Source organism: Magnetococcales bacterium, from assembly GCA_015228815.1.
Taxonomy (GTDB): domain Bacteria; phylum Pseudomonadota; class Magnetococcia; order Magnetococcales; family UBA8363; genus UBA8363.
Genome location: JADGCV010000023.1, coordinates 23,689 through 36,845 on the forward strand (window position 1 = coordinate 23,689; position 13,157 = coordinate 36,845).

Consider the following 13,157-nt stretch of genomic DNA (forward strand, 5'->3'; position numbering starts at 1 on the left):
GGACACGTCTCATGAAGCAAATCCCGCGGCTTTTCCCATGGTTGCTGTTGGTCACAAGCCTCGCCCTGACCGTGGGGGCGGCCATCCATCTGGTCGCCGAACTGTGGGTCAACCCGGCACGCCACCTGATCCAGCACATCGGCAGCCCCGCCACTGCCAACGCCCGCAAGATCGATGAGGAATCCTGGTCGCACGCCATCTCTTCATTGCAATCGGCCCGATTCCTGGTTCCCGGAAACGCCGAATACCACATGTGGAACGCCTGGCTCCATCAACGCCGCGCCGAAGGCTTCCCCCCCTGGTCCGACGCGGCCAAAACGGCGCTGCGGGTCGCCGAAACCTCCTATGGCGACGCGCTCCGCCAGCGCCCCTCGTGGGGATTGCTCTGGATCAACCGCGCCCAGGTCCGCGTCCGCCTCGGTTCCAGTCCGGACCTGGCCATGGCCGACCTGCAACGCGCCGTTCATTTCGACCCGCGCAATCCCCATGTCGTCAAACAGGCCATCCGTCTTGGTTTTGTCCTGTGGCACGGGATGGATCCCGAGGAACGCCGCGGATTTTTGTACCTGATCCGAAACAACGTTCATCGCATGCCCTACGACATCATCGACCTCGCCCGACGCCATGGCCTGCTCGATACCCTCCGTCCCCTCTACGCCACCGATCCCAAACTGAAAGAACTCTGGGAACGTAAACTGGGAGCGGAACAATGAACACCCCCCCCGTCATGAATCAACCCGATCCGCCCGGAAAGGATCCCCTCTCCGACCGGTGGGCCTTCCATGGACTTCTGGTGCTGCTCCTTTGGATCCCCCTTCCCTGGGGATCCAATCGTCCATGGGCCTGGGGTTTGATGGAACTCTGGATCTTCATGATCCTCTTCTTCTGGACCCTGGATCGCCTGCGAAATCCCCGCCCGTTGGCAGGAGTCTTCGTCCATCACCCCCTGGTGTTCGTGTTGCCGGCCCTGTGGACCGCTCTGCCCCTGTTGCAACTGATTCCCCTGCCCCTGTCCCTCCTGAAACTGCTCTCCCCCGCCGCCGAGGAAATCGCCCAATTCACCGAAATGACCCAACAGTGGCGGCCCATTTCCATGGATCCCCATCTGACGCGCATCGCCTGGCTCAAGGGAATGGCCTATCTGGCGGTCTTCTGGCTCACCCTGGTCACCAGCATTTCCCGACCGCGACTGCGGTTGCTGGCCATCACGATCTTCTGCTCGGGGGCCCTTCAGGCCATCTGGGGACTCTTGGCCGGCAACCTGTTCTCGCCCATGGGATTGCATGGCACCTTCGTCAACCGCAATCATTTTGCCGGATTCCTGGAACTGACCATCCCCGTCGGCTTCGGTCTCCTGGTCGCCTGGCTCGATCATCAATCCATGCGCGAGCGGCCAACATGGCGTGAAAGCCTGGAAGATGCGTTCAACTCCCTGGGAACCGGAAAGGGCATGGTCTCGGTCCTCCTGGTGACCATGTTTCTCGCCCTGTTCCTGTCCCGATCACGGGGTGGAAGCATCGCCCTCCTGGTGGCACTGTTCCTGGTCAGTTTCCTCGCCAGGCAACGCATGCATCAATCCAGCCGCGAACGCCGTCTGATCCTCCCTCTGCTCCTGGTGGCGATCATCGCCAGCGCCTGGTTCGGTCTGGAACACCTCGTGGAACGGATGCTCTCCACCCAACTCCTCAAACTGGATCGCCTGGAAATCGCCACGAGCGTGATCGACATGATCCGGGATTACCCATGGACCGGTGTCGGCGCCGGCGCCTTCGCCACCCTGTTTCCCATGTACCGCAATCCCTCACTGACCGGCGAATTCTATGACCATGCCCATAACGATCATCTGGAAATCCTCGCCGAACAGGGAATTGTAGGCTATCTGCTCCTGGCCCTGGCCATGGGTTATGCCTGGAGAATCATGGGACGGGCCTTCATTCAACGGCGCGACCCCTTTGCCCGGGGAATCCTCCTCGCGGGTTTGGCCGCGACCTTCTCCCTCGAACTCCATGCCCTGGTCGATTTCAATTTTCACATTCCCGCCAATGCCGTCTATTTCATGGTCGTCATGGCCATGGGACTCCAGGGGGCCTCGATCCAACATCCCAATCCCTCTTCCAAACGCACCTCCCATGACCGCCCGCCCCAAAATCCGCAACCTTGAAACCAACCCTCGATTCCGGAAAGTCCCATCCCCATGCCGGGGAGCCATCGGATACAACGACCTCCAGACGATGATCCGCTCCCGCTCCCTTCAATCCCCGAACCATCGCCGTCCCTCAGCGTTCCCCCTTTTTGCCGGGCTCCTCCTTTTGCTGTCATCCATCGCCCTCGCCCACGCCGGGGCCCCCGGGGCATTGCGGGGTTCCCTTTCCATCGAAGAGTCGGCGCGACAATGGCTCGATTGGGTTGAACATCATGTTCCGCCTCTGAGGCATCCCCGAGGAAAACGCTGGCCTCTGGTCACCTGGCTCGGTCCGGAACACCTTCCCCTGACCCCTGAACAGGCAAACCTCCTGTTGGCCCGCGGATTGACCCAACATCTGGAAATCGATGTCGCCATGATTCCGGCGGCCAAGATCCTGCAAGCCGCCGGATCGCCCGTCATCCTCATGGAGGGAAAACGGGGACCTTGGCCCTATGACCAGGGCGGCGATCCCACCCTCTGGAGCCACGATCACCCCGACAATCTTCCCGTTCCCGATTCCTGGCGCACCATCCCCTCTCCGGGCCTCTTCCAGGGATGGGCCAGAGCGGCGGACCAGCTGCGTCACACCCTCCAGGAATTCAAAAACCAGGGGGTGACCATCGACGGCCTGTGGCTCGATCATGAAGGACAGCCCAGCCAGGCCGCCTATCTTCCCGCCCTCTTGTCCCCCCGCACCCGGTCCATTCTGCCCCGTGGCGCCCTGAAAGACGAACCTTCATTCGCCATCTTCCGGCGACAACTCTGGATGCAACTCCTCTCCGCCTACATCGCCGCCCCGGCGCGGGAAATCTTTCCCGCCATCGCCGTCACCAACTGGGTCGCCGCCCTTTCCACCCCTGAACACCCCCTCTACGGGTGGGACGACCGCCCTCATCCCCTTACCGGTCCGACCCTGATGACCCATTCCGCGCCGCTCGCCTATGGTGTGGATACCTATCTCCTGACCGTCCGCGACAAGGAAAAGCCCCTCGATGCCGCCATGGTTGACCGTCTGTTCACCCATCTGCTGCTGCGGCAGGTCTCCGAGGATGCCTTCAACCGAACCCGCCTCGCACCCCACCTCGGGTCCCTTCCCTGGGTCGCCCGCCGCGTGGTCGATCATCCCGACACCACCACCCCAGCTCTAAGCCGTTCCACCTACCGGGAAATCCTGCGGCACCTCTGGCTGCGCGGCATCGATGGCATGCAGGTCTTCAATGTCGGTCCCGGCGGCGCCAACGATCCACTGGCCCGCGAGGAAATCCTCGATGCCCAGGCCGTCTACGACGAAATGCTCGCTTTTCGTCCCTTTCTCGAAGAGGGGACCGTCATGAATCTTGACAATCCCGGTCCACGGGATGAAACCATCGTCTGGTCCGGGCTCAGACGGCGCAACCAAGCGCTGATTCGCCTCTTCTTCCACGGCAGGGGACATCAAACCCGTTCCATCGAACCCTGGCCCGGGCAAAAGGTCTCCCTGACGACCTCTTCCTCCGGAACGACCTGCCTCCTGACACGAAAAACAAAACCCGAGGACATCCAGATCGATTGTAATTAAAGAAAAAGGCGCACCGAAGTGCGCCTTTTCTTGAACCAGATCCCTTGAACCGGCTTATTTGGCGGTGAAGGTACCCTTGACTTGGCTGAACGTGGACGTATTGCTGCTGGAATCGACCGCAGACAGCGAGATTCCGCTGAAATCGATCGAGTAGTAGTAGGATCCGGTGGAAACCGCCGAGGTCATCGCCGAAGCAAGAGCAGCATTGCCATGCTTGGAGGCGGTGTTGAACAGTTCGGCGATTTGCAGCTTCAGCTGGGTGGTCTGAGCGCTTTGGCTGGAACCGGAAGAAGTGATGGCCAAGCTGCCGATGACACTCTGAGACAGGGTGGCACTGGAAGCGGAGGTGTCGGTCGATGAATAGTAGGAAACCGAGGCACCCGACGGTGCAGTCAGCGTCAAAGTCGTGCCATTGCTGCTCCAGGGCATGTTGAACGATGCCGTAACCATGCGCTCGCCGGAACTCCGGGTGGAATCGCTGCCATCGAGCAAGGTCATCGCCACCCCGGCGGTACCACTGCCCTGGGGCAGATTGCTCAGGGTGAAATTCATCACCGGCGGCGTGGCGGAAGCCGTGGACGCGGACTTGCTGGCCAGGAGCGACAGGTTGGAGGCGCTCAGGGTCGTGGTCGAGGACAACGACACCGTCAAGGATCCCGAGGAAACCGAACGGGTCGAAGGGGTCAGGGTCGTCGCGGTGTTGTTCGGATAATCGGTCAGAGTGATGGAACTGAGCGCGACATTGAAGGTCGATGCGGCAACAGCGGCATTGTTGGCCTTGGTGACATTCCCGGAGTAGGTCGAAACCTTCGAGGAATCCGCCACATTGGCCGCAGCCGTCGAGGACACCTTCAGAGCGCCACGACCACTGATGGATGTCGTGGTGGAAATGTCGGAGGAAATTCCAAGATCAGCCAAGGAACTGACACCCAGAAGCGCCATGGTCGCGCTCTTGGCCGTATTCCATTGGGCCGCCAGATTGCTGCTCGGTTTCACGCTGTCAAAAGTGGCGGTGGCGGAGCTGTTGACGGTCCCGATGGCTGTTTTGAGGGCTGAAAGGGCCGACTTCTGGCTACCGGCGCTGTCGGTAACCGACAATCCCGTCGTCGAGAAGATTTCGTTCAGAACGAACGTGGCGTTCGACAGGGCATAGGCACGGACCGTACTGAAGTCGAAGCCGGAAATCCCGGAACTCACGGCGGAAGACCCCATCATGCCGTCAAGGCTGTCATCGGAGAGGTCCTGCCCGAGGGATTTCAGAATCAGCCCCAGATTGCTGGCGGAAACACCGCCCGCCGCCTTGGCAACGCGACGGATGGTCTCGGAGAGGGCTTCGCTCGCTTGAACGAAGGTTGCCAGGGAGGTCGTCCCCATCGACTGGGTGATCGGGTTGTAGCTGCTCACGGTGCTGCCATCGGTCAGCGAGTCAACACCAAAACCGAAGGCCTGAATGACCGAGGTCGCCTTGGTGGAAATCTTGTCGCTGGCATTGCTGGTGGTGATGCCGGCGGCGGTAAGGCTCGCGGAATCCTTGATCAGCGAATGATAGATCAGAGTCGAGAACGGAGAGATGTTGGCGACGGTCTGCGTGCTGGCACCGATGATCGAACGCATGGTGGTTTGGGGAACGGTCACACCCAGGGTACTGTGGACCGAGTCGGTGCCGCCGGAGAGTTCAAGTACCAGGGGCGGGGTGCAGGAGCCGATGCTCAACGTGAAGGTGGCGCTGGAGTTGGTCGAAGTCGATGCGGCGGAACATTTGGTTCCATCCGCATTGTAGACGGTGATGCTACCGCTCGTCACCGGACCTTCGACCGCGACACCCGCGACCGATCCCGAGGAAGAGGTTGAAGAGCTGCTTCCACCGCCGCCGCCGCAGGCAGCGATTCCGACGGTAAATGCCGCGGCCAGAGCCAGTACACTTGCTTTCTTGGACATGGTACACATTCCCCATTGTTCCATGGCAGATCACTCCTTACTTAGGTTGAAGTCCCCATGAAGGGGATAGTCCGTATTGGTTAAACGTTGGAAAAAGAAACAGAAAAAAAATACCCATCAAAACTCCATGGCAGGACCACATCAATCCATCCAGGCAAAACATTTAAAATGGCGGGGATTCTGTCAGATGGATAGCATCATTGTCAACAGAAAAACGCATGCTGCCTGTGGATGACGAAGAAAAATCGTGATCTTACCTCGACTTATGATTATCGCAACCTGGTCCGGGAAACGTTTCCCACCACGAATGCTGTCCGGCGGCCAACCCTCTCCCTTGGATACTGGAACGGATTGTAAAGGTATCGGCGGCAAAAGGGAAGGGATTGAGATGAATTTTGCGCCATGAAAGGGAGAATCCATAATAAACAGTTGAAAATATTATCGTTATTATACAACCATCCCGGTCTGCGAACGCATCGGAACCAAGGCATCGAACCGTTTCACCCCCTCTTCCAACCGTTTTACGGTCGGTCCCTTGCCCAGGAGGATCAGGGTTTCGAAAATACCCGGGGAAACGGTCGTCCCCGTCAAGGCCAGACGCACAGGTTGTGCCAGTTTTCCCATCTTGAGTCCATGATCGGCGAGGACCCCCTGGAAAACCTCCGTGACTGCCCCCTGATCCCAGGACGATTCCTCGATCCGATGCAAGCGCCGGCACAAATCCGCCAACGGAAGGCGCAATTCGGGCGAATAATGACGGCGGATTCCTTCCTCGTCATGGGTGGACAGTTCATCGACAAGAAGAAATCGACATTTTTCCAGCATTTCCACCATGGTTTTGCTGCGTTCCCGAAAATGGGGAATGATGGCAAGAAGACGTTCTCTTCCCGGATGCGGCAGCCCGTGACGCGCCAGTTGCCAGGAGAGTTCCGGCTCCAGATCTTCGGGGCTGGCGGCGCGGATGTGTTGTCCGTTGAGCCAGAGGAGTTTGTCGGGATTGAAAATGGAGGCAGAGCGTCCCAGACGGGTCACGTCGAACAGACGTTCCAGCTCCGACATGGAAAAGATCTCCTGGTCGCCATGGGACCAGCCCAGCCGCGCCAGATAATTGTTGATCGCCGCCGGAAGAAAACCGTCATCGCGGTATTGCAGGACACTCACCGCCCCGTGGCGCTTGGACAGCTTGGCCCCATCGGCGCCATGGAGGAGCGGCATGTGGGCATATTCGGGACGGCGGTAGCCCAGGGCCTCGATCAGATGAATCTGTCGCGGGGTGTTGGAAATATGATCCTCGCCCCGCAACACCAGAGTGATTCCCATGTCGTGGTCATCCACCACCACCGCCAGATTGTAGGTCGGCGATCCATCGGAACGGACCAGGATCAGATCGTCGAGTTCTTCGTTGTCGAAACGGATTTCACCCTGGATCAGGTCGTTCCACGAGACCACCCCCGTCACGGGGGTCTTGAAACGGATGACCGACGGGACCGATCCCAACGATGCGGGATCGATGTCGCGGCAACGACCGTCATAACGCGGCTTGATCCCCTTTTCCCTCTGCTCCTCGCGCATGGCATCGAGCCGGGCGACGCTGCATGTGCAACGATAGGCCCGTCCTTCGGCCAGGAGACGATGGGCCTCGTCCAGGTGTCTTTGATGATGCGCCGACTGAAAAAAAGGTCCTTCATCCGGCGACAGCCCCATCCAGCGCATCCCTTCGAGAATCGCCGCCACTGCCTCGCCGGTCGAGCGCTCGCGATCGGTATCCTCGATGCGCAACACCGTCGTACCGCCGTGGGCCCGGGCATGAAGATGACAAAACAGGGCAGTACGCGCCCCGCCGATGTGGAGAAAACCGGTTGGTGAGGGGGCGAAACGGGTTCTAAGCGTCATGGAAACCATCGGGCCTTTCTTAAGAAACTGTCGCACGGGTTACGGTACACAGGGGGTGAACGGGGCACTTCCATGCCTGAAACCTTCCCCAAGAGTACATCATCGAAGCGGGTCTGTCATGTTTTTGCATCCTGGCTTCCTGGACAGGGGTCGATTAGAATCCAGCGGTTTGATGTCCGACATCCTGATTCCTGATCAAAAGGATCGTCGCGTCATCCTCAAGGAAGTGTGGGAAAGGAGCCAATTGCCGTGGGAACACCCAAAGATCTGAACAATCCCGGAATCTATGCCGAAGCCCTTTATCAGGCGGCGAAAATGGGCGATGCCATCGCTCTGGCCCGATGGCTCGCCGACGACCCCGAGGCGGAAAACGGCCCTTTCTGGAAATGGTACCGCCATTTTGCCGAGCGCCTGCTCGACATGGCCCCCGAACCGGAACGCGCTTTTGCCGTCCGCGACCGCCGCGCCGCTCCACCCCCCACCATCGGTCGCAACGACCCGTGCCCCTGCGGCTCGGGCAAGAAATTCAAACAGTGCCATCTGGGTCGGGAGGAAAAGGTCGACTGGAAACTGGGATCGCCAACCCCCGTCATCCGCGCCATGGCCACCGCCCGGCTGATTCACGAATGTTCCCCGGAAACCCTCGACCGGGTCCCCCGCGAAAAAGCGAGTCCCATGGTCCTGACCGAAATGGCCGCCACCTATCATGGCCATGGCCTTCTCGACGAAGCCCTGGATCTTCTCGAAGAGGTGTTGGAAGGTGACCGCGACGACCCCCATATCCTGTGGGATTACTGGATCGCCCGTTTCGCCGAATGGCTCGTCGAGGCGGACCGGGAAAAGGATGGCGAGGAATTTCTGCTCGACGAATACGATACCCCGCGCCAGGTCCTCAAATGGCAGGTCGCGCAAAAACTGGCCGCCTTCTATATCGATCTTGGCGATACCGACAACGCCGAAACCTGGGTCACCGCCGCCATGGAGGGCAATCCCGACAACCCGTTCAACCATTATCTCAAGGGAATGCTCCTGCACCTTGTCGAATCCTGGGACGCCGCCATCGACGCCTACCACCGCGCCGGGGAATTGATGACCGATTTCCGGGAAGAGGAAAAGATGTACATGAATCAACTCATCACCGAATCCCTCGCCCGGGCGAAAAACCGGCAACCCCTCGAAGAGGACGACGCGAATGGAGAAAACCCCTCGTCGAACTCCGAAACTTCCGAGGATCGTGCAACCGCCGCCCAGGATCCCGCTCCATGAACAGAACCCACTATTGCACCGATGTCCGCGATCCTCTGATCGGCGCCCGGGTCACCCTGGCAGGCTGGGTCCACCGACGCCGCGACCATGGCGGGGTCATCTTCGTCGATCTGCGCGACCGTTCCGGGCTGGTTCAGGTCGTCTTCAGCCCCGAACGGGATGCGGCGGTCCATCGCCTCGCCCACGAACTCAGAAGCGAATACGTCATCGAGGTCGCGGGTCTCGTCGCCCCCCGGCCCCGTGAAACCGAAAACCCCAACCTTGCCACCGGAATGATCGAAATCAACGTCGATCACCTGGTCATCCTCAACGCTGCCAAACCCCTTCCCTTTCAAATCGACGATGACCTGGTCAGTGAAACGGTCCGGCTGCAATACCGCTACCTTGACCTTCGCACCCCCAGAATGCAGAAAAACCTCCAGTTGCGCCATCGGGCCAACCAACTGGCGCGCCGCATCCTCGATGAGGCCAATTTCCTGGAAATCGAAACCCCCATGCTCACCCGCAGCACTCCGGAAGGGGCGCGCGATTATCTGGTTCCCAGCCGGGTCAATCCCGGGCAGTTTTATGCCCTGCCGCAAAGTCCGCAATTGTTCAAGCAACTCCTGATGATTTCCGGCTATGACCGGTATTTCCAGATTGTCCGTTGCTTTCGCGACGAGGATCTGCGCGCCGACCGTCAGCCCGAATTCACGCAACTTGATCTTGAAATGTCCTTCGTCGGCCCCGATGATGTCATGTCCGCGACCGAACAGGTGGTCGCCGGCATCTTCAAGGGGACCCTGGGCATCGACATTCCCCGCCCCATCCCGCGCATGACCTATGCCGAGGCGATGCGTCGCTACGGCCTGGATGCCCCCGATGTCCGCATCCCCATGGAATTGGCGGACCTGACCGAAACCATGGCCGGCACCCGTTTCAAGGTGTTCGCCGACCAGGTCCGCCAGGACGAACAGGGACGCCGCCGGGGCATCATCAAGGCATTGCGTGTTCCGGGGGGAGGAAACCGCCTGAGCCGCAAGCAGATCGACGATTATACCGGATTCGTCTCCGTCTATGGCGCCAAGGGGCTTGCCTGGATCAAGGTCAACGGTCCCTGGCAACAAGACGGCTGGCAGTCCCCCATCGTCAAGCATTTCTCCGAAGAGGAAAAAAACGCCATTCAGGAACGGACCGGGGCCGAAGCGGGTGATCTGATTTTCTTCGGCGCCGATACGGCCAAGGTCGTCAACGAATCGCTGGGACGACTCCGGGTTCGTCTGGCAAAGGACCTGGATCTTTACGAGGACACACCCTTTTCGCTGGTCTGGGTGACCGATTTTCCCCTTCTGGACTGGGATGCCGAGGCCAAACGTCCCGTCTCCGTCCATCATCCCTTCACCGCCCCGGCGGCGGCGGACCTTGCCCTGCTCGATTCCACCGACATCCATGATCTTCTCGGAGTCCGGTCCCGCGCCTACGACCTGGTCCTCAACGGCATCGAGGTCGGAGGCGGATCGATCCGCATCCACGACCCCGCCTTGCAGCGAAAAATCCTTGCCCTCCTCGACATCGGCGAGGAGGAGGCCGCGCGCAAATTCGGCTTCCTGCTTCAGGCCCTGGAATTCGGCGCCCCGCCTCATGGCGGCCTGGCCTTGGGAATGGACCGCCTGATGGCCCTTTTGTCGGGTTCCGAGTCGATCCGCGACGTCATCGCCTTCCCGAAAACGCAAAAAGCGGGATGCGCCCTGACCCAGGCACCCTCGGAGGTCGATGAACTCCAATGGCGCGAACTGCACCTTCGTCGGGCCATCCGCCCCAAGGGAGAAACGGGATAAGGCTTCCTGGAAACAACGGCACGAAACATGGCCCGGACTTGCGGATGGAACACTTTGTTGGCGGTCCATAGGCACCCAAGTAAATTGCCAACGCCACCATCGGGAAGATTTGTCATGACTGGAAATTCATCCGAATCGGGGGGCCTTTTGGATGCCATCCATGAAACCGCCTGTGACCTCCACAACTTGCCTTCAGCCCGTTCCAGAATGCGACGTCTGTAAAAGCCAGAGTTGATGCCCTGACAAAACTGGTCGTCTTATCCAGGTTGCGCAGGCTGGAAACGATCGCCAAAACGGAGGCTGAAGAAATGTCATCGTAAACTATAAAAAGAAAAATAAGAACCTTGGGGCGTTGCCCCAAACCCCACTGGGAAGGGGTTCCCCCTTCCCAGACCCATCCGTAATAATGAAACCACTGAGGTGGATCCGCGTGGTCATGTCCTTTCTCAGGCTGTTGATCGGACGACTGTTTCGCCTTCGACCTTTGGGCCTTGAACATCTGCCGGGCCGTCTGGTGGCGGCCAACCGCCATTCCCGATGGGATTGGCTGATCCTGGCCCCCTTCCTGAAACCCGAGTCCCGGATCGTTCTTCCACGGGCGGAACTCCCTGCGACAACCGTTGCCTTCCTGTTTCGTGGTCTCCATTTTCTCGCCGAGGACGACCTCGACGACGCGCATCTGGCCTTCCTGGTCCAACAGGGCCATACCGTCCTTTTTTTTCCCGAACCTCCGGGTCCGGCCTCCGGTTTTTTTCGCAAGATTGATTTTCTTCCAGGGCTTTCTCTCCCCTGGAGCGTCCTTGCCCTGGAAGGAACGGAGCGGTGGCAGCGCCTTCCCCGATGGAACATGACGGTCGTTCCCCTCGCAAACGCCGATGATCCCCCACCAACGGCCCGCGAACTTCAGGATGGGCTGGGTCGGGCGCTGCTTGCGGCCCGGGAGAAAAGAATGACCCTGTGGCACTCCTTGATCACCGCCGCCCGGCGCCAGGGCCGGAAAACCGTCATCCTGGAAGACGCGGACGGACAGCGTCTCGATTACCAGACACTGATCTTCAAGGCCATCCTTTTGAGCCGTCTCCTGGAATCGCGTACCGCACCGGGAGAACATGTCGGTCTGATGCTCCCGACCACCGTGGGGGCCGTCGTCACCTTTTTCGCCTTCCAGGCGGGGGGACGGATTCCCGCGATGCTCAATTTCACGGCAGGATCCCAACCCCTTCGCGCCTCCTGCCGAACGGCGCATATTCGCCGGGTGGTGACGGCGCACCGGTTCGTTCGCAAAGCCCGGTTGCAAGACCTGATCTCGGACCTCGACGACCTCGACTTCATCTACCTGGAAGACCTGAAACCCTCGGTCACGTTGCAACTCCTGCTCGGCTCCTGGTGGTCGTCGCGGTTTCCCCGACCGGCACCCATCAAGGAAAAAACGCATGAGATGGCGGTCATTCTCTTCACCTCGGGGTCGGAGGGCGACCCCAAGGGGGTGGCGCTGTCCCACGACAATCTGCTGGCCAACATCACCCAGTTTCTTTCGCGACTGGATTTCGGCCCGAAGGATGTCATCCTCAACATGTTGCCGATGTTCCATGCCTTTGGTCTGACGGTCACCACCCTGGCGCCACTGTTCAGGGGAATGCGGGTATTCTGTCACCCGGCCCTTCTCGACTACCGCGCCGTGGCGCGAATGGCCTGGAAATCGGGGGCGACCGTCTTGGCGGCAACCGATACCTTTCTTCGCGGCTATGGCCGCGTGGCCGATCCGGTCGATTTTTCTTCCGTGCGCTATTGTTTCGCCGGCGCCGAACCGTTGCAGGAACCGACACGCACGCTGTGGATGGAAAAGTTCGGCATCCGCATCCTCGAAGGATATGGCGCCACCGAAACCGCCCCGGTATTGTCGTTCAACGTCCCGGAAGCCTGTCGCACGGGGAGCGTCGGACGGTTGTTGCCCGGAGTGGAATGGCGCCTGGAACCGATTCCGGGAATCGACGCGGGAGGACGCCTGGTGGTTTCCGGTCCCAACGTGATGATGGGCTATTTCAAACCCGAGGACCCGGGGCGGGTGCATCCTTCCCGAACGGAGGACGGGTTCACGGGATATGACACGGGAGACGTGGTCCGGATCGACGCGGATGGATTCGTCTGGGTCCTGGGACGGGTCAAACGGTTTGCCAAGATCGGCGGCGAAATGGTTTCCCTGGCCGCCGTCGAAGCGGTGGCAATGGCCCGATGGCCCGAGGCAACACATGCCGTGGTCGCCCTGGCGGACCCACGAAAAGGGGAAACCCTGGTCCTTGTCACAACCGAACACACCCTCGACCGCCTCGACTTCGTCCAGGCGCTCAAGGATCGAGGGGCGAGCCTCCTCATGCTCCCCTCGCGCCTGGTCCATTGTGACACAATGCCGCTCCTGGCCAACGGCAAGGTCGATTTTCCCCGGCTGCATCGGTTGATACAGGAAGAAACACCCCTTTGAAACACCACGTCGCCGATCCCG

7 protein-coding genes and 1 pseudogene are annotated in these 13,157 nt (G+C 60.0%); 6 read left to right on the forward strand and 2 right to left on the reverse strand.

Translation table 11 applies throughout. The features are described from left to right. Positions 1–11 precede the first annotated feature (11 nt). The 3 genes from HQL76_10810 (at position 12) to HQL76_10820 (ending at position 3,743) form a co-directional block, all read left to right on the forward strand. Positions 12–713, forward strand: coding sequence for a hypothetical protein (locus HQL76_10810; GenBank protein ID MBF0109656.1), 702 nt, complete (start codon positions 12–14; stop codon positions 711–713). Further along, the gene (locus HQL76_10815) at positions 710–2,161 is read left to right on the forward strand and encodes an O-antigen ligase family protein (protein MBF0109657.1); all 1,452 of its coding nucleotides are present in this window, start codon (positions 710–712) and stop codon (positions 2,159–2,161) included. The genes HQL76_10810 and HQL76_10815 overlap by 4 nt, the downstream gene beginning before the upstream one ends. A 148-nt stretch (positions 2,162–2,309) precedes the next feature. Then, a complete protein-coding gene (locus tag HQL76_10820) occupies positions 2,310–3,743 on the forward strand; it encodes a hypothetical protein (protein ID MBF0109658.1) in 1,434 nt (477 codons plus the stop codon). A 54-nt stretch (positions 3,744–3,797) separates the two neighbouring features. Here HQL76_10820 and HQL76_10825 read toward each other — a convergent pair whose 3' ends face one another. Both HQL76_10825 and gltX read right to left on the reverse strand, forming a co-directional pair. Next, positions 3,798–5,681 (reverse strand): hypothetical protein, encoded by a 1,884-nt coding sequence (locus HQL76_10825; GenBank protein MBF0109659.1) that lies wholly within the window; start codon positions 5,679–5,681, stop codon positions 3,798–3,800. Positions 5,682–6,128: 447 nt separating this feature from the next. Further along, positions 6,129–7,574 (reverse strand): glutamate--tRNA ligase, encoded by a 1,446-nt coding sequence (gltX, locus tag HQL76_10830; protein MBF0109660.1) that lies wholly within the window; start codon positions 7,572–7,574, stop codon positions 6,129–6,131. 420 nt (positions 7,575–7,994) lie between these two features. Here gltX and HQL76_10835 point away from each other — a divergent pair. From HQL76_10835 to HQL76_10845, 3 genes and pseudogenes are all read left to right on the forward strand, one after another. Further along, positions 7,995–8,126: pseudogene (locus HQL76_10835) on the forward strand (SEC-C domain-containing protein). Between the two features lie 710 nt (positions 8,127–8,836). After that, positions 8,837–10,657, forward strand: a complete 1,821-nt coding sequence (gene aspS, locus HQL76_10840) for an aspartate--tRNA ligase (GenBank protein MBF0109661.1) — start codon at positions 8,837–8,839, stop codon at positions 10,655–10,657. Between the two features lie 436 nt (positions 10,658–11,093). Further along, positions 11,094–13,136: an AMP-binding protein gene (locus tag HQL76_10845; GenBank protein ID MBF0109662.1), complete on the forward strand. Its 2,043-nt coding sequence runs from the start codon at positions 11,094–11,096 to the stop codon at positions 13,134–13,136. The last annotated feature ends 21 nt before the right edge of the window (positions 13,137–13,157 follow it).

Bases quoted from the DNA above. Each gene is read 5' to 3' on its own strand.
- gltX (MBF0109660.1), bottom strand. From the start codon at position 7,574: ATGACGCTTAGAACCCGTTTCGCCCCCTCACCAACCGGTTTTCTCCAC.
- HQL76_10845 (MBF0109662.1), top strand. From the start codon at position 11,094: ATGTCCTTTCTCAGGCTGTTGATCGGACGACTGTTTCGCCTTCGACCT.
- HQL76_10815 (MBF0109657.1), top strand. From the start codon at position 710: ATGAACACCCCCCCCGTCATGAATCAACCCGATCCGCCCGGAAAGGAT.
- aspS (MBF0109661.1), top strand. From the start codon at position 8,837: ATGAACAGAACCCACTATTGCACCGATGTCCGCGATCCTCTGATCGGC.
- HQL76_10825 (MBF0109659.1), bottom strand. From the start codon at position 5,681: ATGTCCAAGAAAGCAAGTGTACTGGCTCTGGCCGCGGCATTTACCGTC.
- HQL76_10810 (MBF0109656.1), top strand. From the start codon at position 12: ATGAAGCAAATCCCGCGGCTTTTCCCATGGTTGCTGTTGGTCACAAGC.